Annotated in this window: 24 protein-coding genes and 1 other RNA gene; 13 read left to right on the forward strand and 12 right to left on the reverse strand. The window is 59.5% G+C overall.

The window, feature by feature from the left end:
• Positions 1–267: 267 nt before the first annotated feature.
• Positions 268–702, reverse strand: coding sequence for a DUF3429 domain-containing protein (locus ACIQ1A_RS08100; RefSeq protein ID WP_395770560.1), 435 nt, complete (start codon positions 700–702; stop codon positions 268–270).
• A 139-nt stretch (positions 703–841) separates the two neighbouring features.
• Here ACIQ1A_RS08100 and ACIQ1A_RS08105 point away from each other — a divergent pair, with 139 nt between their 5' ends.
• Genes ACIQ1A_RS08105 through ACIQ1A_RS08120 form a run of 4 tightly spaced genes read left to right on the forward strand, consistent with a single transcriptional unit; the run spans position 842 to position 5,356 of the window.
• Entirely contained in the window at positions 842–2,374 is a 1,533-nt protein-coding gene (locus ACIQ1A_RS08105; protein ID WP_395770561.1) for an aldehyde dehydrogenase family protein, read from the forward strand.
• The gene (locus ACIQ1A_RS08110) at positions 2,374–3,405 is read left to right on the forward strand and encodes a quinone-dependent dihydroorotate dehydrogenase (RefSeq protein ID WP_395770562.1); all 1,032 of its coding nucleotides are present in this window, start codon (positions 2,374–2,376) and stop codon (positions 3,403–3,405) included. The genes ACIQ1A_RS08105 and ACIQ1A_RS08110 overlap by 1 nt, the downstream gene beginning before the upstream one ends.
• Entirely contained in the window at positions 3,405–4,442 is a 1,038-nt protein-coding gene (gene murB, locus ACIQ1A_RS08115) for a UDP-N-acetylmuramate dehydrogenase (protein ID WP_395770563.1), read from the forward strand. Before ACIQ1A_RS08110 ends, murB begins: the two co-directional genes overlap by 1 nt.
• A gap of 44 nt (positions 4,443–4,486) precedes the next feature.
• Positions 4,487–5,356, forward strand: a complete 870-nt coding sequence (locus ACIQ1A_RS08120) for a DMT family transporter (RefSeq protein WP_395770564.1) — start codon at positions 4,487–4,489, stop codon at positions 5,354–5,356.
• Between the two features lie 11 nt (positions 5,357–5,367).
• On the opposite strand, the gene ispG is transcribed toward ACIQ1A_RS08120, so the two are convergent.
• On the reverse strand, positions 5,368–6,597 hold the full coding sequence (gene ispG / locus ACIQ1A_RS08125; protein WP_395770565.1) for a flavodoxin-dependent (E)-4-hydroxy-3-methylbut-2-enyl-diphosphate synthase: 1,230 nt from the start codon (positions 6,595–6,597) through the stop codon (positions 5,368–5,370).
• A gap of 140 nt (positions 6,598–6,737) precedes the next feature.
• Here ispG and xseA point away from each other — a divergent pair, with 140 nt between their 5' ends.
• From xseA to ACIQ1A_RS08145, 4 genes are read left to right on the forward strand one after another with little or no spacing between them, the layout of a single operon-like run.
• The gene (xseA, locus tag ACIQ1A_RS08130; RefSeq protein ID WP_395770566.1) at positions 6,738–8,090 is read left to right on the forward strand and encodes an exodeoxyribonuclease VII large subunit; all 1,353 of its coding nucleotides are present in this window, start codon (positions 6,738–6,740) and stop codon (positions 8,088–8,090) included.
• A complete protein-coding gene (locus ACIQ1A_RS08135; protein WP_395770567.1) occupies positions 8,083–9,858 on the forward strand; it encodes an ABC transporter transmembrane domain-containing protein in 1,776 nt (591 codons plus the stop codon). Before xseA ends, ACIQ1A_RS08135 begins: the two co-directional genes overlap by 8 nt.
• A 59-nt stretch (positions 9,859–9,917) precedes the next feature.
• A complete protein-coding gene (locus ACIQ1A_RS08140) occupies positions 9,918–10,346 on the forward strand; it encodes an META domain-containing protein (RefSeq protein ID WP_395770568.1) in 429 nt (142 codons plus the stop codon).
• Positions 10,347–10,384: 38 nt separating this feature from the next.
• Positions 10,385–10,960, forward strand: a complete 576-nt coding sequence (locus ACIQ1A_RS08145) for an alpha/beta fold hydrolase (protein WP_395770569.1) — start codon at positions 10,385–10,387, stop codon at positions 10,958–10,960.
• Between the two features lie 48 nt (positions 10,961–11,008).
• On the opposite strand, the gene ACIQ1A_RS08150 is transcribed toward ACIQ1A_RS08145, so the two are convergent.
• The 5 genes from ACIQ1A_RS08150 to hrcA all read right to left on the reverse strand — a co-directional run bounded on the left by ACIQ1A_RS08150 (position 11,009) and on the right by hrcA (position 16,686).
• Positions 11,009–11,701, reverse strand: coding sequence for a murein L,D-transpeptidase catalytic domain family protein (locus ACIQ1A_RS08150; protein WP_395770570.1), 693 nt, complete (start codon positions 11,699–11,701; stop codon positions 11,009–11,011).
• Positions 11,702–11,887: 186 nt separating this feature from the next.
• Positions 11,888–13,015, reverse strand: coding sequence for a molecular chaperone DnaJ (dnaJ, locus tag ACIQ1A_RS08155; protein ID WP_395770571.1), 1,128 nt, complete (start codon positions 13,013–13,015; stop codon positions 11,888–11,890).
• A gap of 73 nt (positions 13,016–13,088) precedes the next feature.
• Positions 13,089–14,996 (reverse strand): molecular chaperone DnaK, encoded by a 1,908-nt coding sequence (gene dnaK, locus ACIQ1A_RS08160; protein ID WP_395770572.1) that lies wholly within the window; start codon positions 14,994–14,996, stop codon positions 13,089–13,091.
• Between the two features lie 77 nt (positions 14,997–15,073).
• Complete coding sequence (gene grpE / locus ACIQ1A_RS08165; RefSeq protein WP_395770573.1) at positions 15,074–15,595, reverse strand: nucleotide exchange factor GrpE; 522 nt, start codon at positions 15,593–15,595, stop codon at positions 15,074–15,076.
• 56 nt (positions 15,596–15,651) lie between these two features.
• Positions 15,652–16,686 (reverse strand): heat-inducible transcriptional repressor HrcA, encoded by a 1,035-nt coding sequence (hrcA, locus tag ACIQ1A_RS08170; protein WP_395770574.1) that lies wholly within the window; start codon positions 16,684–16,686, stop codon positions 15,652–15,654.
• A gap of 111 nt (positions 16,687–16,797) precedes the next feature.
• Between hrcA and recN the strand changes: the two genes are divergently transcribed.
• Positions 16,798–18,471, forward strand: a complete 1,674-nt coding sequence (gene recN / locus ACIQ1A_RS08175) for a DNA repair protein RecN (protein WP_395770575.1) — start codon at positions 16,798–16,800, stop codon at positions 18,469–18,471.
• Between the two features lie 12 nt (positions 18,472–18,483).
• On the opposite strand, the gene fur is transcribed toward recN, so the two are convergent.
• Positions 18,484–18,891, reverse strand: a complete 408-nt coding sequence (gene fur / locus ACIQ1A_RS08180) for a ferric iron uptake transcriptional regulator (protein WP_395770576.1) — start codon at positions 18,889–18,891, stop codon at positions 18,484–18,486.
• A 76-nt stretch (positions 18,892–18,967) separates the two neighbouring features.
• Between fur and ACIQ1A_RS08185 the strand changes: the two genes are divergently transcribed.
• Positions 18,968–19,351: an outer membrane protein assembly factor BamE gene (locus ACIQ1A_RS08185; protein ID WP_395770577.1), complete on the forward strand. Its 384-nt coding sequence runs from the start codon at positions 18,968–18,970 to the stop codon at positions 19,349–19,351.
• Between the two features lie 47 nt (positions 19,352–19,398).
• Here ACIQ1A_RS08185 and ACIQ1A_RS08190 read toward each other — a convergent pair whose 3' ends face one another.
• Both ACIQ1A_RS08190 and ACIQ1A_RS08195 read right to left on the reverse strand, forming a co-directional pair.
• Positions 19,399–19,692, reverse strand: a complete 294-nt coding sequence (locus ACIQ1A_RS08190; protein WP_395770578.1) for an RnfH family protein — start codon at positions 19,690–19,692, stop codon at positions 19,399–19,401.
• A gap of 1 nt (position 19,693) precedes the next feature.
• Positions 19,694–20,119, reverse strand: coding sequence for a type II toxin-antitoxin system RatA family toxin (locus ACIQ1A_RS08195; protein WP_395770579.1), 426 nt, complete (start codon positions 20,117–20,119; stop codon positions 19,694–19,696).
• A gap of 39 nt (positions 20,120–20,158) precedes the next feature.
• On the opposite strand from ACIQ1A_RS08195, the gene smpB reads away from it, so the two are divergent.
• Together smpB and ssrA are read left to right on the forward strand one after the other, a co-directional pair.
• Positions 20,159–20,659, forward strand: coding sequence for an SsrA-binding protein SmpB (smpB, locus tag ACIQ1A_RS08200; RefSeq protein ID WP_395770580.1), 501 nt, complete (start codon positions 20,159–20,161; stop codon positions 20,657–20,659).
• Positions 20,660–20,758: 99 nt separating this feature from the next.
• Positions 20,759–21,111, forward strand: a transfer-messenger RNA (tmRNA) gene (ssrA, locus tag ACIQ1A_RS08205).
• 129 nt (positions 21,112–21,240) lie between these two features.
• Here ssrA and ACIQ1A_RS08210 read toward each other — a convergent pair.
• Together ACIQ1A_RS08210 and ACIQ1A_RS08215 are read right to left on the reverse strand one after the other, a co-directional pair.
• On the reverse strand, positions 21,241–21,720 hold the full coding sequence (locus tag ACIQ1A_RS08210) for a hypothetical protein (protein ID WP_395770581.1): 480 nt from the start codon (positions 21,718–21,720) through the stop codon (positions 21,241–21,243).
• 91 nt (positions 21,721–21,811) lie between these two features.
• Complete coding sequence (locus ACIQ1A_RS08215; protein WP_395770582.1) at positions 21,812–22,798, reverse strand: zinc-dependent alcohol dehydrogenase family protein; 987 nt, start codon at positions 22,796–22,798, stop codon at positions 21,812–21,814.
• A 145-nt stretch (positions 22,799–22,943) separates the two neighbouring features.
• Between ACIQ1A_RS08215 and ACIQ1A_RS08220 the strand changes: the two genes are divergently transcribed.
• Positions 22,944–24,926, forward strand: a complete 1,983-nt coding sequence (locus ACIQ1A_RS08220; protein ID WP_395770583.1) for an EAL domain-containing protein — start codon at positions 22,944–22,946, stop codon at positions 24,924–24,926.
• The last annotated feature ends 144 nt before the right edge of the window (positions 24,927–25,070 follow it).

The following is a 25,070-nucleotide window of genomic DNA, read 5'->3' on the forward strand; positions in this document are numbered from 1 at the left end:
GTCATGGCGGTTTTCACACGGCTGTCATTTCGGATTCGTAAAGTAAGCATAAGGCTTCGGCCAATTTGCTCCCCCTCGGATTCCTAACCCGAATCCTTCTGCCGCCCCGAGGCGGCTTTTTTTTGCCTGCGACACAGGCTGTCATAAAACGGTCATGGTCCGGTGACATTCTGTGTCCGGGCCGCGGCTTAGACACCCGCACCTACTCTCTTTGGATTGATGGCTTCCAAACATCACCCTTCCCGCCCTTTGGGCGGTTTTTTTTGCCTACATCACGGCCACGGCCATGCCCAGCAGGCACAGCGACACCGCGGCACTGGCCTGCAGGCGCAGGCGGTAGAACCATTCCGGAATCAGCTCGGCTTTGCGCAACCGTCGATCAATCAGCACCAAGGCCAGGAAGACCAGAATCAGTAAACGAAATGGCCCTGGGCCGGCCGGTAACAGCAACGCGCCCCAGGCCGCCAAAGCCAGCACATTGCTGCTAAGTAGCAAATTGATTGGCGCGCGCTCGCCAAAGAACAAATGCACCGCCCAGTGGATGCCGGCGATGAAGGCGGTAATCACCGCGCCATAGGCCGCGGTCCATTGTTGCCAGGGCGCGGCGGTGGGCGCAAACACCTGCCCGGCCAGGCCGATGGCGAAAGGCAGAATGCCGGCGTAGGTCAACAGGCGAGCGGCTTGGGTCGAATTCGAAGGCATAAGCTCTCCTTGGCAAGGCTTTAAGGATAATTCAGGCCGCTTGGATTCGGCGTGAACCCCGTCGCAGCGGTGGCTAAGGGTCGGAATATGCGGTCAAATCGGGTAAAATAGCGGTTTATTGCCCCTGTTTGGAGTTGTCATGACGCACCCCGTTCTCGCCGCCCTCGGCCTTTCCGAAACCGAATCCGGCACCTACCTCGGCCGCGGCGAGTGGTCCAAAACCACCGATGCCGGCGTCCTGGAACCGGTCAACCCGAGCACCGGCGAAGTCATCGGCCGCGTTTACGCCTCCAGTCAGAGCGACTACGACACCCTCATCGCCCGCGCCGAAGAAGCCTATGCCGTCTGGCGCACGACCCCGGCCCCGAAACGCGGCGAAGCCATCCGCCTGTGTGCCGACGCCCTGCGCGCCCACAAAGACGCGCTCGGTTCGCTGGTCGCTTTTGAAATGGGCAAGATCAAGCCGGAAGGCGACGGCGAAGTGCAGGAAATGATCGACATCGGCGATTTCGCCGTGGGTCTGTCGCGTCAGCTGTACGGCCTGACCATGCACTCGGAACGTCCGGGGCACCGCATGTACGAGCAATACCATCCGATCGGTCTGGTCGGCATCATTTCGGCCTTCAACTTCCCGGTCGCAGTCTGGGCCTGGAACGCCTTCCTCGCCGGCGTCTGCGGCGACATCTGCATCTGGAAGCCGTCGCCGAAAACCCCGTTCTCGGCCATCGCCTCGATGAAGATCTGCAACGACGCCCTGAATAAAGCCGGCTTCCCGGATCTGTTCTTCCTGTTCAACGATGCCGGCACTGAAATCGCCCAGAACTTCGTGGACGACAAACGTGTGGCACTGATCAGCTTCACCGGCTCGACCCACGTCGGCCGCATGGTCGGCGAGCGCGTGGCGCGCCGCATGGGCCGCTCCCTGCTCGAATTGGGCGGCAACAACGCCATCATCGTCGACGATACCGCCGATCTGAAACTGGCGATTCCGGCCATCGTGTTCGGCGCCGTCGGCACGGCCGGCCAGCGCTGTACTACTACCCGCCGCTTGTTCGTGCATGAAGCCCTGCACGATGTCGTGGTCGAGAAACTGGTCGCGGCCTATAAGCAGGTTGAAACCAAAATCGGCGATCCAACCCTGCCGACCACCCTGATGGGCCCGCTGAACTCGAAAGAAGCGGTCGCGCAGTTCCTGAAAGCCATCGATGGTGCGAAAGCGGCCGGTGGCAAAGTGCTGACCGGTGGCAGCGCCGTCGAAGGCCGAGGCAATTTCGTGCTGCCGACCATCATCGGCAACATCAAAAACTCCGATGCCGTGGTGCAGGCCGAAACCTTCGCCCCGATTCTGTATGTGATGACTTACAAAACCCTGGATGAAGCCATCGCCCTGCAAAATGCCGTACCGCAAGGTCTGAGCTCGGCCATCTTCACCCAGAACCTGAAAGCCGCGGAAGCCTTCCTGGCCGCCAGCGGCTCCGACTGCGGCATCGCCAACGTCAACATCGGCACGTCCGGTGCAGAGATCGGCGGCGCTTTCGGTGGCGAGAAGGAAACCGGCGGTGGCCGCGAGTCCGGCTCCGATGCCTGGAAGGTGTATATGCGTCGTCAGACCAACACCATCAACTACTCGGATTCCCTGCCCTTGGCCCAAGGCATCAAGTTCGAATTCTGATGTATTCCCTGGCCCGGCCCCTGCTGTTCTGCCTGGACGCCGAGCGTGCGCACACGCTCGGCTTGGCCGCGCTGGAAACCGCCTACCGCACCGGTTTGAATCCGCTATTGGCGGTCAAGCCCAAGCCGCTGCCGACCAAAGCCTTCGGCATCAGTTTCCCGAACCCGGTCGGCTGCGCCGCCGGGCTCGATAAGAACGGCGAACACATCGACGCGCTGATGGCGCTCGGTTTCGGTTTCGTGGAAATCGGCACGGTCACGCCGCGCCCGCAGGAAGGCAACCCGAAGCCGCGCATGTTCCGCCTGAAAGACGAAATGGGCATCATCAACCGGCTCGGCTTCAACAACCACGGTGTTGATGCGTTGGTTAAAAACGTCGAGCGTTCCAAACGCGAAGGCATTCTCGGCATCAACATCGGCAAGAACAAAGACACGCCGAACGAGCGCGCCATCGACGACTATCTGCATTGTCTCGAGCGCGTGTACGACTACGCCGACTACATCACGGTCAACATCTCCTCGCCCAACACCCAGGGTCTGCGTGATCTGCAGGGCGAAGAAGCGCTGCGCGTGTTCGTCAACGAACTGCGCGCCGCCCAGGAAGATCTGGCGGCCGTGCGCGGCCATCGCGTACCGATGCTGGTGAAAATTGCACCGGATCTGTCCGAGGCCGAAATCGAAGGCATCGCCGGCGTGTTCAATGCCGCCAAGCTCGACGGCGTGATTGCCGGCAACACCACCATCGACCGCAGCATGCTCGGCCCGAATCCGATTGCCGGCCAGGTCGGCGGTCTGTCGGGCAAACCGCTGTACGAAAAAGCCACGCACACCCTGCGTCGCTTGCGTCTGCACTTGGACAACAGCATTCCGATTATCGGAGTCGGTGGCATTACCGAAGGCGCCGATGCGCTCGGCAAAGTCTCGGCCGGCGCGTCCTTGGTGCAGATCTATACCGGTTTCATCTACCGTGGCCCGGAACTGATCGGTGAATGCGTCAACGCCATGCATCGTCGTCGGCTGGGTGCAGGCTGATGCAGCCCCTGCCGTGGGCCGATGACGTCTCGCTGGCCGGCCGCAATACCCTGCGTATCGCCGCACGCGCGGCCGCCATGTGCGACGTCCGTGATCCCTCCCGCATCGGCGAGGCCTTCGATTTAGCTGCCATGAAAGGCATGGAGGTGCTGGTATTGGGCGAAGGCAGCAATGTGCTGTTCGCCGCAGATTATCCCGGCCTAGTGCTGTGCCTGACCGGCGACGACTGCCGCATCCTGGAACAGGATGATTCGCGGGCATTGATCCGCGCTGAAGCGGGCATGCTCTGGAACGAGTTGGTGCATTGGACGCTGGCACGTGGCTGGAACGGCTTGGAAAACATGGCGCTGATTCCCGGCACCGTCGGCGCCTGCCCGATCCAGAACATCGGGGCCTATGGCGCGGAAGTGGGCGAATTCATCGAAACCGTGGAAGCCTTCGACCGCGCCAGCGGCCGCATCAAACGCTTGAGCAATTCCGAGTGCGCGTTCGGCTACCGCGACTCGCGTTTCAAACACGAACGCGATCAGTGGGTGATTACCGCCGTCGAGTTCCGTCTGGATAAAACCCGGCCGCTAAAAATGGCTTACGCCGGCGTGCCCGAAGAGCTGGTGGCGATGGGCATCACTGAACCGAAAGCGCTGCATCTGGCCGAAGCCATCAGCCGCATCCGCACCCGCAAACTGCCGAACCCAGCCTTGGTCGGCAATGCCGGCAGTTTCTTCAAAAATCCGATGCTGCCGGATGCCGAGGCCAATGCACTAAAGGCGACATACCCGGAACTGCCGGTATTTCCCTCCGGCGTGGACGGCTACAAAAAATTGTCTGCTGCCTGGTTGATTGAAAAAGCCGGCTGGAAAGGCTATCGCGAAGGGGATGCCGGTATTGCCGAACAGCACGCGCTGGTGTTGGTCAATCACGGCAAGGCCAGCGGCGCCGAACTGCTGGCGGTGGCCCGCAAAGTGGTCGCCGCGGTGCAGGCGCAATTCGGTGTGGTTTTGGAGCCGGAACCGCGCATCCTCGGTGCCGATTTTTGATTCCCGACAAACACACGCACCCGACCGCTCGTGCGGTGCTATTGATGCTGTTCAGTACCGTGTTGTTCGGCCTGATGGCAGTGGTCATCCGTCTGGCCTCGGAAACACAGCATCCATTTGAAATCGCGTTCTTCCGGAATCTGTTCGGCCTGCTGTTCACCCTGCCCTTGCTGTTCAAGCACGGCCCGGGATTACTGAAGACCTCCAAGCTGCCGCTGTATCTGCTGCGCTGCGCCATCGGCACGGTCGGCATGCTGGCCGGCTTCTGGGCCATCGTGCATCTGCCGCTGGCGCAAGCCGTGGCGATTTCTTATTCCACGCCACTGTTCGTCACCATCGGTGCGGTATGGGTACTGGGTGAAACCGTCCGCGCCCGGCGCTGGGCGGCGGTGTTGATCGGCTTCATCGGCGTCATCATCCTGCTGCGCCCGGACGCCGACACCTTTACCGGCGCCAGTCTGGTGGCGTTGCTGGCGGCGGTGATGAGCGCCAGTGTGGCCATCTCGATTAAGTTCCTGACCCGCACCGAAAGCCCGGATGCCATCGTGGTGTTCACCACCGCTTTGTGGGTGCCGATGTCGCTGGTGCCGGCCTTGCTGTTCTGGCAGACGCCCTCGGGCATCACCTGGCTGTGGCTGGTGCTGGCCGGCCTGTTTGGCACCGTGGCGCACATGTGCTGGACCCGCGCCCTGCAGCTGGGCGATGCCTCCATCCTCACGCCGATCAGCTTCATGCAGGTACTGGTGGTCGGCGTATTCGGCTGGTGGCTGTTCGGCGAAAGCGTCGACCGTTACACCCTGATTGGCGCACTGATCATCTTCGGCTCCAACCTGTATCTGGCGCACCGGGAGATCACCCGCGCCAAACCGGCGGTCACCGATCCTGAAATCTTCTCGGATACCCTGCAGCGCTGACCGATGGCAGATTACACCCGTTTGTATTTGTTCTCGACGTAGGCATCAATCAGCGCGGTGAACTCCTGGGCGATGTTATCGCCGCGCAGGGTCAGTTTCTTTTCACCATCGATGAACACCGGCGCGGCCGGCGCTTCACCGGTACCCGGCAGCGAAATGCCGATGTCGGCATGCTTGGATTCGCCCGGTCCGTTGACCACGCAGCCCATGACCGCAAGGGTCAGATGCTCGGCGCCCGGGTGGCTGATTTTCCACTCCGGCATTTTCGCACGCACGTGTTCCTGCACCGACTTGGCCAGTTCCTGGAAAAACTCCGAGGTGGTCCGGCCACAGCCCGGACAGGCGGTCACCAGCGGCGTGAAGGCGCGCAAGCCCATGGTCTGCAGCAGCTCCTGCGCCACGATCACTTCCTGCGTGCGTGATGCGCCCGGTTCCGGCGTCAGCGAAATGCGGATGGTGTCGCCGATGCCTTCCTGCAGCAATACCGCGAGCGCGGCGGTGGACGCCACGATGCCCTTGCTGCCCATGCCGGCTTCGGTCAGGCCCAGATGCAAGGGATACCCGCAGCGTTTGGCCAGATCACGGTACACCGCGATCAGCTCCTGCACCCCGGAAACCTTGGCCGACAGGAGGATGCGGTTGTGCGGCATGCCGAGCTGTTCGGCCCGTGCCGCCGAATCCAGCGCAGAGCGCACCAGGGCCTCCTGCAAAACGCGGGCCGCGCTCCAGGGCTCGGGGCGCGAGGCGTTTTCATCCATCATCTGCTGCGCCAGTTCCTGATCCAGAGAACCCCAATTGACCCCGATGCGCACCGGTTTGGCATAGCGGTTGGCCAGATCGATGATGGCGCCGAACTGGCTGTCGCGTTTTTTTCCGAAACCGACATTGCCCGGATTGATGCGGTACTTGGCCAGACGCTCGGCACAGGCCGGCTCGGCTGTGAGCAGCTGATGGCCGTTGTAATGGAAATCGCCGACGATCGGCACCTCGATGCCCATCATCGCCAGCTTGTCGGCGATATGCGGCACTGCTTTGGCCGATTCCGGATTATTGACGGTAACCCGCACCACTTCCGAGCCGGCACGCCAGAGCTGGGCGATCTGCTTGACGCTGGCGGCGATGTCGGCGGTGTCGGTATTGGTCATCGACTGCACCACGATCGGTGCGCCGCCGCCGACGGTAACACGGCCGACCTGCACGGCATGGCAAAGGCGACGGGGGATCGGGGAATCACTCTGCATGGAAATACCTGTTCAGCCCGGCTCGATGAGCAGGATGCAATCGCGGTTGACGCCCGGAGCTGCAGATTCCGTCAACGTCTGCTCAAGCCGATAGTTTAATGGAAATCGCCCAATTCCGCGCAGTCAGGTATCCTAGACCGGTGAGCTCTTTCCTTTCTCCTGCCGCCGAACGCCGCATCTTCAAGCCGGCGCAGCTCAATGCCTTGGCCCGCGACTTGCTGGAATCCAACTTCAGCCAGATCTGGCTGGAAGGCGAAATCAGCAATCTGTCCCGACCAGCCTCCGGCCATCTGTATTTCAGCCTGAAAGATGCGTCGGCTCAGGTGCGTTGCGCCATGTTCCGTAACCGCGCCATTCTCCTGCCGGCCCCGGTCAAAGATGGTCAGCTGGTTTTGGTGCGGGCACGGGTGACGTTGTACGAAGCCCGGGGCGAGTATCAACTGTCGGTGGAATCCATCGAGCCGGCCGGCCAGGGCGCCCTGCAATTGGCCTGTGAGCGCCTGAAAGCCAAATTGGACGCCGAGGGCCTGTTCGCCGCCGACCGCAAACGGCCACTTCCGCGTTGGCTGAAACGGCTGGGCCTGATCACCTCGCCCCGTGGTGCCGCCATCCACGATGTACTGTCGGTGCTGGAACGGCGCTTTCCCTTGCTGCCGGTCGAGCTTTGGCCGGTTCCGGTGCAAGGGCAGGATGCCGCCGCAGAAATACGCGCCGCGCTTGAGGCGGCCCTGGCCAGCGGCCGCTACGATGCCATCTTGATCACCCGCGGGGGCGGCTCACTGGAAGACCTGTGGCCCTTCAATGACGAAGCCCTGGTGCGCATGGTGGCCAGCGCCCCGATTCCGGTGGTTTCGGCCATTGGCCATGAAGTGGATTTCAGTCTGCTCGATTTCGCCGCCGACCTGCGCGCACCGACGCCCTCGGTTGCCGCCGAACTGCTGTCGCCGGATGCCGGTGAACTGCAACGCCGTCTGGTCGTGCTGGCGCAGAAACTGCAGAACGCCCTGCGCGGCAGATTGCAGGCCGCTGCACAACGCAATGATACCGCCCTGCTCCGGCTTCAGGCGGTCCGTCCGGCGCAGCGTTTGCACAACGGCCGGCAACACCTGCAAGCCCTGAGCGTCCGCCTCCAGCACGCCATGCAACAGCGCTTGGGCGCACCCGCACAACGGCTGCGTCTGGCCGCGCACCGGCTCGACCGGGCGGGACCGCAAAACCGCATCGCCCTGCAGCGTGCCGGCATTGCCGCGCTGCAGCAACAGCTACACCGTCACCTGCAGCGCAACATGGACCGGCGTCTGTCCCGCCTGAAACAGGCCGGTATCGGTCTGAATGCGCTCAGTCCGCTGGCCACGCTGGCGCGTGGTTACAGCATCCTGCGTGACGCCGACGGCCGTGTCGTCGTCCGGCCGCAACAGGTCAAGACGGGACAGCCCGTGAGCGCGCAGCTCAGTGAAGGCCGTATTCAGCTTCGGGTGGAATCCCATGAGTGACAAACCGGCGTCAACCGGCCGCCCGATCAATACGCTGAAAGGCCTGCTGCCGTTCCTGAAGCCGCACCGCCAGCTCTTGGTGTTCTGGTTGCTGGCATTATCGGTATCTTCAAGTGCGACCCTGTTTTTTCCGGTCGCCATCAAGCATCTGGTCGATCAGGGCTTTTCCCGGAACGGCGACATCGACCGCTGGTTCCTGCTGCTGTTCGGCGTCGCGTCTTTGTTGGCCCTGGCCACGGCCGCCCGCTTCTATTTCGTGTCCCTGCTGGGCGAGCGCGTCATCGCTGATCTGCGCAAGCAGCTGTACGCCCACCTGATCCGCCTCGACCAACGCTTCTTCCACGAAACCCGTTCCGGTGAACTGATTTCGCGGCTCTCGGCCGATGCAGAATTGCTGCGTACGGTGCTCGGCTCCAGCATGTCCATCGCCCTGCGCAGCATGATTACCGTGGTCGGCAGCGCGGTGATGATGGTAATCACCAATCCACGGCTGGGCGCCTATGTCCTGATCGGCATCCCGTTGATGGTATTGCCGATGGTGCTGTCGGGACGCGGTGTGCGTGGCGCTTCCAAAAACAGCCAGGACCGCTTGGCCGATGCCAATGCACGCGCCAGTGAAACCTTCAATGCCGTACACACCGTACAGAGCTTCGTCCGTGAAAGCTATGAAACCGGGCGCTTCACCGCCGCCATCGATTATGCGCTGGCCGCGGCACGCAAACGCATCGGACTGCAATCGGCGCTGACCGCATTCGCCATCCTGATTATTTTCGGCGGTATCACTCTGATCCTCTGGTCAGGGGCACGCAGTGTGGTCTCCGGAACCATGACCGCCGGGACACTGACCCAATTCGTGTTCTACGCCATGATCGGTGCCGGCTCGGTCGGCGCCTTGGCGGAAGTGTGGGCGGAAGTGCAACGCGCAGCCGGCGGCATGAGCCGTATCGCCGATCTGTTTGAGGAATACAGCGCATTGACAGTCACCGAAAATGCGCCGGTCCGGAATGGCAAACAGGCGATTCATTTCGAGCAGGTCGCATTCAGCTACCCAAGCCGGCCGGATGACAAGGCCTTGCACGATTTCTCGCTGGCCATCCAGCCCGGCGAAACCGTGGCGCTGGTCGGGCCCTCGGGCGCGGGCAAGAGTACGGTGTTCCAACTGCTGCTGCGCTTCTACGATCCGCAGCACGGCACGATCCGTCTGGGTGATGCACCGCTGGCTGCACTGGCGGTGGATGATCTGCGTCGGCAGATTGCACTGGTGCCGCAGGATCCGGTGATCTTCGGCGGCAGCGCCCGCGACAACATCCGCTACGGCAATCTGGATGCCGACGATGATGCCGTCAAACGCGCTTGCATCGCGGCCGAAGCCTGGGAGTTCATCCAGGTGCTGCCCGAAGGGCTCGATAGCGAACTGGGTGAGCATGGCGCACGCCTGTCCGGTGGCCAACAACAGCGCATTGTCATCGCACGCGCTCTGCTCAAAGATGCACCGATTCTGCTGCTCGATGAAGCCACCAGCGCCCTCGACGCCCAGTCCGAGCGTGCGGTGCAGGTGGCGCTTGAGCACCTGATGCTGGGACGCACCACCTTGGTCATCGCGCATCGCCTCGCCACCGTGCTCAAAGCCGATCGCATCGTGGTCATGGACAAGGGCCGCGTGATTGCCACCGGAACGCACCAGAGCCTGATGGCCGAGAACGGTCTGTATGCCGAATTGGCGCGACTGCAATTCAATGACACCACTGGAATGGGCCAACTCGCCTGAATGAATGAGTCATGGCATCATGGCGTGACTATGATTGATTTTTTGGGGAAGGTACTAACATGCGTGGACATCTTTTTTCAATTGCAGCATTGTTACTTACGGCCTGTGCCGGCACCATGGAAAGCACTGAACCTACACCCGACCGCCTGGCCGGAACCCAATGGCAGCTGGTGGATATCCAATACATGGACGATACTGTGCTGAAACCCGACGCGGCCGGCAAATATGCCCTGCGTTTCGACAACAACGGCAGCGTCAGCATCAAGGCTGACTGCAATATGCTCGGCGGCAGCTATACCTACACATCGCCGTCCGGTCTGGAATTCGGCCCACTGCGCAGCACCATGGCGTTCTGCGGCGAAAAGTCCCTGTACAGCCGATTCACCAAGGACATGCCGTTCGTACGCTCGTTCGTGATCAAGGACGGCAACCTGCATCTGGCCCTGATGGCCGATGGCGGCATCTATCAATTCTCTCCGTTGCCCTGAACAGGGCTGAGGACTTTCCATGAAATGGCGCGGGCAGCGTGAAAGCAGCCGCGTTCAAAACAAGGCATTACTTGAATAAATCTGTTTACTACCTAACCGGAATGGATGGTCGCTTTGATAAGGGATTGGGCGAAGCTATATCCGCAAGAGGCTATAGAGTAGCCGGAAGAGAGCTGATAGGTGAATTTAAAAAGTTAGAATTCCAGGCCAAAATTGATTTTATTGCCAATGATCTTTTAGAAAACTATTGGTCTGAAGACGCCAATGTAATAGCAAATTCATTCGGGGCCTATCTATTTCTGCACGCACAGGCTCAAATGGACCCTTACCCTGGAAGTGTGATCCTTCTTTCCCCAATTGTTGGGAAATTTTCTAATTCAACTACGGGGATAGGGTTTATACCACCCAGAGCAAAGAAGCTCGCACAGCTAGTGAGCAAGGGAGAGTTTCCGGCTCCACACAATTGCCGGATTCATGTTGGATCAGAAGACTGGCAAAGCAATCCTGAAGATGTCAAAAAATTGGGAATAAAAACAATGATTGTTCCCAACGCTGGGCACCGCCTTCCAATCGACTATGTAAGCAATATGCTAGACAGTTGGCTAAGAGAATAACCGCTCCAATAACTGCTTTTAAAAAAACGCCCCGAAAGGGGCGTTTTTTCAGCGTGCGGATTGAGGCGTGGATTCCGGTGGCGTGGCCACCAGCGACAGATTTTCGGTTTTGCACTGCGAGAGCTTTGCGGTACCGGGCCCGTGCGAATAGATGAACTGCCCTTGCTTGAGGGTATCGATCATCGGCTTGGCGACTTCACGCCGGACCGCAGGACAACCCCAGGATCGGCCCAGACGGCCCATGGCCATGGCGGCGATGGGATTCACATACGGGGCGCCATGCATCACGATCAGTCGCCGCATTGCCGATTCGTTGAAGCCTTTGCTCAGGCCATGCAGCCGCAGAGAATACCCATTACCGCCCTGATAGGTCGTGTCGGTCAGGAACAGGCCGAGGCTGGTCTGGTGGCTGCCTTCACGATCGGAAAAGGCATTGGGGATATCGTGGCCGGAACCCTGGCCGTGCGCAACATGCTCTTCAAACAAAAGCTTCTGCTGCTTCAAATCCAGCACCCACAAGCGCGGCAGACGCGAGGGAATGGTGTAATCAATGATGGCGACGCGGCTGGCATTGATGCCGACCCCGTTCTTGCGGGCACAGTTCATCGCGGAAACCGCTTCATTGATGACCGCCGGATTGATTTTCGGGGCCAGACGCGCAATCAAGGACGCGTCGACGGACTGGGCATGAACTTGGCTGGCGGACAGCAAACCGAGGGCAAACAGGGGAAGAAAACGCATCGGGTGCTCCAAAGGCTGAGAGACATCGCGAAATTCTATCCACCATATCGAAAACAGCGCCTGAACACAAGCCGTTTTAATGAACTAAAAATGAATCAATTCATCAAGATATGTTCAATTCCTGTTAAATAGCTATAGCCAGAAAACATTAAAAAGTTGCTGTCATGTCTTGGCGTCACATGCTTGCTACGAAATAATGCGGTCCAGGAAGGACTTCACGCCGTCGAAGAATGTGCTGGATTTCGGCGAATGCTTGGCACCGGCCTCACCCTCGAAGGTTTTCTCGAAAGCTTCCAGCAGTTCACGCTGCTTTCCGGTCAGATTGACCGGGGTTTCCACCACCACCCGGCACAGCAGATCGCCGGTACCGTGACTGCGCACCGATTTCACACCTTTGCCGCGCAGGCGGAACACCTTGCCGGTCTGGGTTTCGGCCGGCACTTTCACCAGCGCTTCGCCCTGCAGGGTCGGCACCGTCAATTCAGCACCAAGCGCGGCCTGACTGAAACGGATCGGCACTTCGCAGTAAAGGTCATTGCCTTCACGCTGGAAAATCGGGTGCTCGCGGACATGCACTTCAACATACAGATCGCCGGCCACACCACGCGCCGGTGCCGCTTCGCCCTCGCCTTGCAGTCGGATCCGGTCATCGGTATCCACGCCCGCGGGAATTTTGACCTGCAGAGTTTTCTGGCTTTGCTTGCGGCCTTGGCCGTGGCAGGATTTACAGGGCTTGGCAATGGTTTCACCGCGGCCACCGCAGGACGGACACGGCTGCTGCATGGCGAAGATGCCGCGCTGCATGCGCACTTGGCCCCGGCCCTGGCAGGTTTTGCAGGTTTCGATCTTGCCGTCTTCGGACCCGGAGCCTTTGCAGGGTTCGCAGGCAATCAGGGTTGGAATATCGATCTGCTTCTCGACACCGAACACCGCTTCTTCCAAATCGAGTTCGAGCACGTAGCGCAGATCATTGCCGCGGCGCGGGCCGCGCTGGCCGCGTCCACCGCCGAAGATATCCCCGAAAATATCACCGAAGATGTCACCCATGTCGGCATAGCCGGCACCGCCACCGCCACCACCCATGCCGTGTTCGAAAGCGGCATGACCATGGGCATCATAGGCGCGGCGCTTGTTGGCATCGCTCAGTACTTCGTAGGCTTCTTTGGCTTCCTTGAACGCGTGCTCGGCCTTGTCATCATCCGGATTGCGGTCGGGATGGTGCTTCATCGCCAGACGGCGATAGGCCTTTTTCAATTCTTCCTCGCTGGCATTCTTGGCCACACCGAGGACATCGTAATAATCACGCTTGCTCATGACGGAAAATCCGGTTTTTCTTTACGGAAAAACCCACGCCGGTGGAAAACCGGCGTGGGTCGGGAACTGCAACTTATTTCTGGTCGTCTTTGACTTCGGTGAATTCGGCATCCACCACGTCATCGCCGGCCGACTGGGCCTGAGCCTGAGCTTCCGGTTGGGCGCCGGCCGAGGCGGCAGCATACAGCGACTGCGCGGCCTGGCTGAGGGCTTCGGTCTTGGCCTCGATCTGGGCCTTGTCGTCACCCTTCATCGCGGTTTCCAGATCGCTCAGCGCGGTTTCAATGGCGCCCAGCTGATCACCCGGCACTTTGTCGCCGTGTTCCTTGATGGCGGTCCGGGTGCTGTGCACGGCGGCATCCGCCATGTTGCGGACGGTCACCAGCTCGTGGAACTTCTTGTCCTCTTCGCGGTGCGCTTCGGCGTCCTGCACCATCTGCTGGATTTCGGCTTCCGACAGACCGGAACCGGCCTTGATTTCAATGCGCTGTTCTTTGCCGTTCTTCTTGTCCTTGGCCGAGACATGCAGGATGCCATTGGCATCGATGTCGAAGCTGACTTCGATCTGCGGCATGCCGCGCGGCGCGGAATCGATACCGGCCAGGTCGAAACGGGCCAGGGACTTGTTGTAGCGGGCCTGTTCGCGTTCACCCTGCAACACGTGCACGGTCACCGCAGACTGGTTGTCTTCGGCGGTCGAGAAGGTCTGCGAGGCCTTGGTCGGAATGGTGGTGTTCTTCTCGATGATCTTGGTGAACACGCCGCCCATGGTTTCAATACCGAGCGACAGCGGAGTGACGTCGAGCAGCAGCACGTCTTTCACGGTACCGGCCAGCACACCGCCCTGCACCGCGGCACCGATGGCAACGGCTTCGTCCGGGTTGACGTCCTTGCGCGGTTCCTTGCCGAAGAATTCAGCCACGGCCGCCTGCACTTTCGGCATGCGGGTCATGCCACCGACCAGAATCACGTCGGACACATCAGCGGCGCGCAGGTTGGCATCTTTGAGTGCGATGCGGCATGGCTCGATGGTCTTCTTGACCAGATCATCGACCAGGGCTTCCAGCTTGGCGCGGGTCAGCTTGATGTTCAGGTGTTTCGGGCCTGAGGCATCGGCAGTGACGTACGGCAGATTGATGTCGGTCTGCTGCGAGGTCGACAGTTCGATTTTGGCGCGTTCGGCGGCGTCTTTCAGGCGCTGCAGGGCGAGCGGATCCTTGCGCAGGTCGATGCCCTGCTCCTTGTTGAATTCTTCCACCAGGAAATCGATGATGCGGTTGTCGAAGTCTTCGCCGCCGAGGAAGGTGTCGCCGTTGGTGGCCAGCACTTCGAACTGCTTCTCGCCGTCGATTTCAGCGATTTCGATGATCGACACGTCAAAGGTGCCGCCGCCGAGATCGTACACGGCAATCTTGCGGTCACCACCTTTCTTGTCGAGACCATAGGCCAGCGCGGCCGCGGTCGGTTCGTTGATGATGCGCTTGACTTCCAGGCCGGCGATGCGGCCGGCGTCCTTGGTGGCCTGACGCTGGGAGTCGTTGAAGTAGGCCGGCACGGTGATGACCGCTTCGGTGACCGCTTCGCCCAGATAGGCTTCGGCGGTTTTCTTCATTTTTTCCAGCACGCGCGCGGAAATTTCCTGGGCCGCCATTTTTTTGCCATCGGCGGTCTGCACCCAGGCGTCGCCGTTGTCGTGCGCCACGATGCCGTACGGCACCAGATCGATGTCTTTCTTGACTTCGGCGTCGGTGAATTTGCGGCCGATCAGGCGCTTTACCGCGTAGAAGGTGTTTTTCGGATTGGTCACGCCCTGGCGCTTGGCCGAAGCGCCGACGATGACTTCACCGTCTTTGGTGAAGGCCACGATGGACGGCGTGGTGCGGTCGCCTTCCGCATTCTCGATGACTTTGGCGACGCCGCCTTCCATCACGGAAACGCAGCTGTTGGTGGTGCCCAGATCGATGCCGATGATTTTACCCATGTCTGTTTCTCCTCAGGATTCGTTGATTGCAGGCGTCGCCGCCTATGATTCAGGATGTATGGCGCTTTTGCCGGATTTCAAGCGCCGGCGACCACGACCAGGGCCGGGCGCAGCAGGCGTTCATTCAGCAAGTAGCCTTTCTGGAACACCTGCACCACGGTATCGGGCGCGGCATCGCTGCCGTCCTGACGACTGATGGCCTGGTGTTGGTCCGGGTTGAACGGCTGGCCGACCGGGTCGATCAGCTGCAGGCCATTGTCGGCGGCAACCTTCAGCAGCTGTTTAAAGGTCAGATCGAGGCCGTCACGCAGCGGACTGGCTTCACTGCCGGCGGCGCTCAGGCCGGCGTCCAAGCTGTCGAATACCGGCAGTAAATCCCCGAGCAGACGCTCGTTGGCGAACTTGCGGGCCATTTCCACGTCACGCACCAGACGCTTACGCTGGTTGTCGAGCTCGGCGCGTTCGCGCAGACGCTCTTCCTGCATCTGGGCCACGGCAGCCTTGAGTTGTTCGAAATCGGCCAGCAATTGTTGCTGGGCATCGATCTCCTGGATTTCAGGGCTATCGGGAGATTCCGGTGTGGGGTCGTTGGTATGCATTGCCTTGTCCATGAAAAACCGCCCGAAATCCGGGCACAAGGCAGATTTGGGGGTGCTCAGTCCAGTTTCAAGGCGTCACCGAGTAATTCGGCGGTAGCCTGGACGATCGGGATGACCCGCTCGTAGGGCATCCGGGTCGGCCCAATCACGCCGAGTACGCCCAATACCTGACCTTGGCTTGAGTACGGCGCGGTAATCACCGTGCAGGCTTGCAGAGGCGCCAAGCCGCTTTCCTCGCCGATAAAGACCCGTACGCCCTGGGCATCGGCGCAGGATTCGAGCAGGCCAAGGATCTCCCGCTTGCGGGAAAAGGCCTCGAACAGACTGCGCAGGCGGTCCATGTCGGACAGTCCCTGGGCGCCCATCAGCCGGGTCTGGCCGGTAAGCACCATGTCTTCCGGGCGCGGTTCGGCGGCAAGCAACTGTTGGGAGATGTCGAGGGCGGCGCTCAGCAGGGTGTCCATCTCCGATTTGGCTTGCTGCATTTCGGCGACCAGCTGCCGGCGGATTTGGGCAAAGCCTTGACCTGCGAAATGGCGGTTGAGGTAATTGGCGGTCTGTTCCAGTGCTTCGGAGGAAAACGGTCGTTGCAACTGCACGATGCGGTTCTGCACCTCATTATCGGCAAACACCAGAATAACCAACACCCGGTTGTCGTCGAGCGCGAGAAAATCGATGTGTTTGAACGCCGACTGTCCGCGCTGCGGCACGGTCACCACGCCGACGAACTGGCTCATCGCCGACAGCATTTCACTGGCCTGCGCCAACAGGGTCTGGGTCCCGACCCCGGGTGCCATCTGTTCGCGCAGACGGTCCAGCTCAGGCTCGCGTAAGGGTGCCACCTCCAGCAGGGAGTCGACGAACAGGCGGTAGGCCTGCGCCGTCGGCACCCGCCCGGCCGAGGTATGCGGGGCGGCCAGCAGACCGACATCCTCGAGATTGGCCATGATGTTGCGGATGGTCGCCGGACTGACTTCCAGTCCCGCCTGTTTGGCCAGCATACGGCTGGGGACCGGCGTGCCTTCGCGGATATGCTGGGCGATCAGGGCATGCAGGAGGCGGCGCGCGCGCGGGTCAAGCGGAAAATTCATGTCCTTAGCATAGGTCAAAGCGGACGCCGGGCATAGCATTGGCATGCATTCCGAATCGAAATTCAGACACGCCCGCGTTTTTGCCGGTGCAAATCGGGCAAAATAGCCGACATGCTGACGCAATTGCAACTTACCAATTTCGCCGTGGTTTCGGCCAATGATCTTGCCGTATTTGATGGCTTCACTGTCGTCACCGGTGAGACCGGTGCCGGCAAATCCCTGATTGTGGATGCCCTGCTCTGCCTGACCGGCGCTCGCGCCGATTCGGGCATGGTGCGCTTCGGCAGCGAGCGCGCCGAGCTCTCGGCCGTTTTCGGCCTGGCCGATGCTCCCGAAGCCCTGGCCTGGTTGAAAGAAAACGACTGCGACGAAGACGGCGAATGCCAATTACGCCGGGTCATCCGTGCCGATGGCGGTTCCAAAGCCTGGATCAATGGCCGCAACGCCACACTCTCGCAACTGGCGGAACTCGGAGCCTTGTTGCTGGAAATCCACGGACAACATGACCAGCAACACCTGCTCGAACGCCGAAAACAACTGGGCCTGCTTGATGAGTTCGGCCAAGCCGGAAAGCAGGCCAGTCAGGTCCAGACGCTGGCGCGCCAATGGAATGTCTTGCAACAGCAAATCGATCGACTGCAAAGCCAAGGCGATGTCAGCGCGCGCATCGCCGAGTTGGAGCACCAGTTGCAGGAACTGAACCGGCAGCCGATCGATCCGGCCAACATCACCGAGGCCGTTGCCCGGCACAAACGCCACAGTCAGTCCCACCAACTCCTGGCGGCCACCGCATCCGCACTCGCGCAACTGGATGGCGATGAAACCGCCAATGGGTTGGCCCTGCTTCAATCCGGCGCAGCACAGCTGAGCCGCTGGCAGGCCGAAGAGCCGGTTCTGGCAGGCGTCGTGGAGCTGCTCGAATCCGCCAGTATCCAGGTCAAGGAAGCGGTGTCCGAGCTGCAACAATGGCAAGACGGCATCGAACTGGACGCCGGCGAGTTGGCCACGCTGGAAGCCCAACTGAGTCATTGGCACGAGCTGGCCCGTCGGCACCGTATCCCGATGGAATCGCTTCAGGAAAAAGCCGACGCCCTGCAGCAGGAGCTGGACGGACTGCGCGGTGCCGGCGATACGCTGAATGCCCTGCTGGCCGAACGCAAAACCGCTGCTGCCGAATGGCAAAACGCCGCCGCGCACCTGACTACAACGCGGCGCCAGGCCTCGGACCGTCTCGGCGTCAGTGTCAGTTCTCTGATGGCGGAACTGGGCATGGCCGGCGGTCAGTTCGTGGTTGAACTTGAAGCCAATGCCGATGAGCAACCCCAACTGCATGGCGCAGAGCGTTGCGAATTCCTGGTTTCGGCCAACCCCGGTCAACCGCCAAGGCCCTTGCGCAAGGTGGCCTCCGGCGGCGAACTGGCGCGCATCAGCCTGGCCATCGAAGTCGCCACACTGGGTCTCGATCCGACCCCGACCATGGTGTTCGACGAAGTCGATGCCGGTATCGGCGGCGCGGTTGCTGAAGTGGTCGGCCAGAAACTGCGGGCGCTGGGTAAGGGCTGTCAGGTGTTGTGCGTGACCCATTTGGCCCAGGTCGCCAGTCTCGGCCATCAGCATCTGCGGGTAGCCAAACAAAGTGACGGCGCCTCCACCGAAAGCCAGGTCCAGACCCTCGATGGCGATGCCCGGGTGCAGGAAATCGCCCGCATGATGGGCGGCAAGACATTGACAGCTCAGACGCTGGCCCATGCTGCCGCGATGCTGGATCACGGGCAGTCGGTTTAAGGCCGTTTTCGCTTATTTTTTCGGGCGGACGTACAGGACCAGACTGTGGTCCTCGATCTCATAGCCGTGCTCGGTGGCGATTTGCTTCTGCAGACGCTCGATTTCGGCGTTGCTGAACTCAATGACTTTGCCGGTTTCCACGCAGACCATGTGGTCGTGATGCTGACCGCGGTCGAGTTCGTACACGGCCGTTCCGCCCTCGAAATTATGCTTTTCGACCAGACCGGCAGCCTCGAACTGGGTCAATACCCGGTAGACCGTGGCCAGTCCGATGTCTTCGCCATCGGCCAGCAAACGGCGGTACAGATCCTCGGCGCTGAGGTGGCGCACCCCTTCCGAACCCAGAATTTCAAGGATCCGGATGCGCGGGTGGGTCACTTTCAGGCCCAGTTTCTTCAAATCGTTGCTTTGTATCGGCATGGGCGTGCAACTTTTTCCGTCTACGGCGGTCGTAAGCTAGTGTATCATTGAGGTCTGAACAATTGTGAAGAGTGCCATGCGTAAGCTCCTTCCCCTCGCCTTTGCCGTACTGCTGATCAGCGGCTGCCGCTTCGTTTACAAACAGCCGGTGTTTCAAGGCAACCTGCTGGATAAAACCAGTGTCGAACAACTGGCTGCCGGCATGTCACGACAGCAGGTCTATGGCCTGCTCGGCTCCCCGGCCGTGGAAGACCCCTTCCACAAAAACCGCTGGGATTACATCGCCACCCAGCGCCGTGGCCACGGACAAACCCAAATAAAAACCTTCACCGTGCATTTCGACGGCGACAATGTAGCACGTTGGGAAGGCGAGTATTTTGCCGAACAGGATGCCCAGCTGGCTGCGGAAATGGCCAAGTTCGGCAATCTGCCCAAAGACGATAAAAAGAAGAAACGCTGATTCGCGTGACTTCAGCCAAAAGGCGGCTCAGGCCGCCTTTTTTGTGTTTAACGTGCGGGCTTTTTCAGCGGATTGTCGGCGGCGCGCAAACGACGGGTGTCTTTCGGATCTCGGGTCAACGGCCGCAGCAATTCGATGCGGTCATGCGCGTGCAGGCGATCGCCAAAGCGGACACGTCGGCCGTAGACCGCCAGAAATTCTTCGGAGACCTGGAGACTTTCCGGAAAAAGTCGGTGTTCCAATGCCGATAATGCGTGCTGCACGCTGGCACCGGCCGGAACCTGCAGCTCCTGCCGCCAGACCCGGTCCGGTTCGGCATAAACGATTTCGATGGGAATCATTTCAGTCATCGCGGTCGGCCTGCCGGCAGAAATCATCGACCATGCGGTCGGCCAGCCCTTGGAAGCCCATGGCGAAGGCCGGCGACAGCAGACTATTGGCCTCGAAATCGAGATTCAGACTGACCTTGCAGGCATCTTCGGCCAGCGCGTGGAAAATCCATTCGCCGGTCAGATGGCTGAATGCGCCCTCTTCCAACTGCATTCGGATACGGTGCGTCGGTTCGAGCGAATTCCGGGTACTGAAGGCACTGCGTATACCGGCAATGCGCAGTTCCAAACGCGCACGCATGACGAATTCGGTGTGCTCAAGCACCTCCGAAGCACTGCACCAGGTGAACCAATCCGGGTAGCGGTCGACCGCATTGACCAGATCATACATGCGTTTGGCGGAATGGCGGACCAGGGCGTGGCGTTGGATTTGCGGCATGACGTTCCTGCGTTAAGCAAAATAGGCGACAATAGCCAAATGGTGAAGAAGAATACCGACAAGAATAGCGCAAGCCAAGGCCAAAAAACGATTGCCCTGAACAAGACCGCACGCCACGAATACCATCTGGAAGCGCGCTTTGAAGCCGGCATCAGCCTGCAGGGCTGGGAATTGAAAGCCATCCGCGCCGGGCGCTTGGCCATGAGCGAGAGTTACGCGGTGGTCAAAGGCGGCGAAATTCTCTGGTTCGGTGCGCAGATCACCCCGCTGCTGTCGGCCTCCACGCATGTCATCGCCGATGACCGGCGCACCCGCAAGCTGCTGCTGCACCGGCATGAAATCGACAAACTGGTCGGCAAGGTCGAGCGCGACGGCTATACCCTGATTCCGACCGCCTGCTACTGGAAAGGCAACAAGGTCAAACTCGAAATCGCACTGGCCAAGGGCAAGCAGGCACACGACAAACGTCAGGCCAGCAAGGACCGCGACTGGCAGCGCGAGCAGCAGCGCGTGATGCGCCGCCACAACAAGAACGCCTGATGGTCCGATCCGTATCTGAACACCGATTCATCGGCCATTGAAAAAGCCGGTGGAAAGTCCCATACTGGGTGTGTTGAATGAATTTGTGTTACCGCTTTCGGGGGTGTTCTGGCTTCGACGGGGGTTGCAAAGTTATTTGGCGCATGCCGAGGGGGCGACTTTCCTCGTTAATCCAGTAGCAAAACTCTAGTTGCCAACGACGACAACTACGCTTTAGCCGCTTAAGGCTTCGCCCCGAACCCACTTGTGTCCATGCTCGTCGGTGTAGGGTCATTATCATGGAACCGTTCCAGGTGGCGACCCGTCAGCCCGGAATCAACTAAAGCGGGTATGTTTGCAGGTGTGCTTCGTACGTTGTGTTGCCTGCCGACGAGACTGAACAACGAACTAAGCATGTAGTGCTGGAAATGGCGCGCTTTCGGACGCGGGTTCAACTCCCGCCACCTCCACCAAACAAAAACCCCCGCTTCGGCGGGGTTTTTTGTGGGTTGTTTCCCATTTCCCGGGAATTCACTCTCAAGCGTCTCGGGAAACACACAGGCTAAGTGACGAAGTACGTGGCAGAGGAAATCAATCCGAAATTACGGTTTATCCGAATTGGCGATGTCATTCGCCTGATTGGCCAAGCGCACGGCTTCCGCTGCAGCTTCGGAAGCAATGCGTGAGGCCTCTGCGGCTTCGGCGGAGGCCTTGAGCGAGGATTCCTCGGCCTGATGGGCAACAGCCCCGGCAGCGGCAGCGGCAGCGGCGGCAGCGGCGGCTTCGACGGCAGCCATGGCGGCTGTCGAGGCCGCAGCGGCGGCAACCTGTACCACCAGCATGATTTTTTCGGAGCGCGCTTGCTTCACCACTTCCGCAGCATTCATGGCAGCAATGCGGGACTGCTCGCAGGCACGGGCCGCGCGCTTGGCCGCTTCGGCGGCATGGTGGGTCAGTCCGCTCAATGCCGATAAGGCTGCGAGATAACGTTTATTCACACCTTCATACAACCCGCGCAATTCAGCCAGTTCCCGCTCGAACACGGCTAGCTTGGCATTGATTTTTTCAATATTCTCACTCATCGGTTTCTCCGATCAGCGTCAATCGAGAAGATTCGAGAGCACGCATACCCTGACACTATACGGGCTATTTGCGATTGAAATGAAAACCGAATCAGCCGTTCGGAACAATCAGGATTTTTCCGTCGCGCTCGCCGGCAGCGGCCGCAGCGACGGCCTCTTTGATTTGATTGATGGTGTAGGTGGCCTGAACGCGGGATTTCAGTTTGCCGGTGGCGATCAGGGTGGCGACTTCACCGAATACCGCGATGCGCTGTGCGGGCGTACTGCCAATGAACCACTTTGACAGCCAGAACCCGCGCAGCGTGACATCACGGAACACGAACGAGGCTGGCGATACCTGGCAGGGTTCGCCGCTCATCGCGCCGTAATTGACCAACACCCCGCCCTCGGCCAAGGACATCGCCAGATGGTCGGTACTGGATCCGCCAACGGCATCGATACCGAGCCGGATGGCCGCACCGCCGGTGGCTTCGCGCACGCGTTTGGCCAAGTCCGGCGCATCCACCAGCACCACATCGCCGCCGGTTTCGCGTACACCGGCCACCGCCGATTCGCGGCGCACCACATTCACCGTTTTCAGGCCACGGGCTTTCGCCAGCTGGATCAAATAGGCACCGACACCGGAGTTGGCGGCATTCTGGATGACCCACTCGCCCGGCTGCAGATCGACAAATTCACGCAGCATGAGCAAGGCGGTCGGCGGATTGACCGTCATCATCGCCAGTTGCAGGGGATCGGCCTCGTTCGGCAGGGGCATCAGGGTTTTGGCATCGGCCAGCACATGCGTTGACCAGGTGCCGCAGCCGACCGGCAGCAGCACGGTCTGTCCGATGGACGGACCTTGGGTGTCCGGCCCGAGTGCGAGCACGCGACCCACCCCTTCATTGCCGCCGACTGCGGGCAAAGGTGGCAACATGCCATACAGGCCGGTCAAAGTCAGCACATCCGAAGGATTGATGGGGGCCGCCAACACTTCCAACAAGGCTTGGCCAGCGGCCGGCTCCGGCGTCGGTGATTTAACAGCGGTAATCGATGCCTGCGGATCGGGGCCACGTTCGGTGTATTGGGCTTTAATCATCGGAAAATTCCTGAGTGTTGTAATAATTCATGTTGACATTGATCCAGAACAGCGCAGAATTAGGAAATCAACAGGGAAGCTTACCCCAAATGCCTTGTGAACTGTACAAGGCCAGAAATCTCTTGATTCGGCGAGGGGATGCCAAATGGGTATATACAGCTACGAAAAACTCAGGTTAATCGACCGTGATGCGCTTGCCCTGAAAGCAAGAGAGCTGATACGCACAATTCGTCAATATCAGCATCTGCAAACCCACATGTCCATGCGTACCGTCAGCCTGTGCGCAGCGGCTTTTGGTGCAATCATATTGGCGGTCACCGTCATCATTCAAATTCCGATGGTCAAAAAAACAGACCCGGCGCCCAGCATGCTTGGCCTCGTCATTGGCCTGATATTTATCATCTTCAGCATAAGGATATTGTATGGCGGCAAGCTTTTAACCATCCGTGTAAAGCGTGTATTTGCCCTGATCGCCCTGATTTCATCAATTACCACTGTTTATATGAACGGCAGTAACGCGTTGCCATGGATTCCTGCCGGAATCCTTTTTATTCACGTGTTGCTTCCGTACAGGCAGTCACTTTACGTTTCCGCATTCACCATAGCCATGACTTCGGTTGCACTCTATTTCCACGGGGGCGAAACAGTCATCGGCCACCACATCCGCATGATCGGGGCAAGCATGAGCGTTTTGCTGATGATGCAATTCATCATGCGCAATATTTCCGAGATTGCCAGCGACTCCATGGAAACAACGGGGGGGCTCAATGGCCTGATAAGCAAACTGGAAAGCGACCTGCGCTTCAGCATGGAGGAGAATTACAAAGCCATTTCGGAGGAGCCGGAATCCGGGCTGATCAATCTCTATGGAATTTCGCTGCGTGAACAGGAACTTCTGTCCAGGATCGAAAACGGCGAAGAGCTGATTGTCGCGGCCATCCGCTGCAATCGGTTCTCCGACAGCATCTCGACGCTGCCGGACAAAGAACGCTATGTGATATTGAGTAGAACAATACGAAGAATCCAGAACTGTATCAGTGAAAAATCGATTCTCGCGAGAGTTGGCCGCAACGATTACATCGCAATCCTCGAAAGCCCGGATTTTGACAGACTATCCACTCTGTTCGAGGGCTTCAAGGAACCGATTTCTCACGGACAGACCAGAGTCGTGATAACGCCATTCATCGGTTATGTCCGCTGGGAAAGCGACTGCAGCGACATCCTGCTTGCTGTCCGAAAATCGGAAATCGCACTGGCGAGTGCCGCCGAGCAAAACCGGATCAATGCCGTTGAATTCGACGACAACATGCTGAACTCGATTACAGACCGCAATGAACTGCTGAATGACCTCGCCGCGGACGTATCGCTGTCGCAGTTTGAACTCAAGTTCCAGCCGATTGTCGACCTTAAAAGCGGCGAAATCCATAAATTCGAAGCGCTCATTCGCTGGAACCATCCGGTGAAGGGAATGATATCGCCGAATAACTTCATTCCCATGGCCGAATCGTCCAGCCTGATATTCAGAATGACCGACTGGGTCATCGCGACCGCCCATTCGAAATTGCTGAATCTGCGGGAATCCCTCGGGGAGCCCATCAAGATCAGTGTCAACATCCCGGCGGTATACCTGGAAAATGGCGCAGCCGACAAAGCCATATTCATCAGCAATCTGCGTGCGATAAGCAGTTCATTCGAAGGCATGGTTCTTGAAATTACGGAGGGCAGCATGCTTCGCAGCACCCCTGAAATGACCGACCTCATGAATGATCTGCGCGGGCTCCATTTCGAATTTGCGCTCGATGATTTCGGGGTCGGCCATTCAAATCTTTCCCGGCTCGAGGATATTCCGCTTTCCTATCTTAAAATCGACAAATCCTTCGTGGACGGCATCGAATACTCGACCCAGAAACTGGCGATCTGCCGGGCCATCATCAAAGTCGGTCACGAACTCGGCCTGCGCATCGTCGCCGAAGGCATCGAGAACCCGGGACAACAGTCCCTGCTGAGCAAAGCCAAGTGCGATTTCGGCCAGGGCTACCTGTTCTCGAAGCCGCTGAAAGCCGCGGATCTGGAAATCCTGTTCCGGATGAAATCGCAACGCCCGGCCTCCCATCTGAACCTGGTTTGACCGGCCCCGAGGCCGGCAAACACAGCCGCCGCCCCAGAATTCACAACTATTTTGCAGTTAGCGGCCGATTTGCCCTATCATCACCAGACGAATCAACAAGATGCACCCGAATGAAGGAAATCAGAAGGGCGTCTATAGGGGTAA

Origin of the sequence: Arenimonas sp. (genome assembly GCF_044353605.1) — a bacterium.
Lineage (GTDB): Bacteria > Pseudomonadota > Gammaproteobacteria > Xanthomonadales > Xanthomonadaceae > Arenimonas.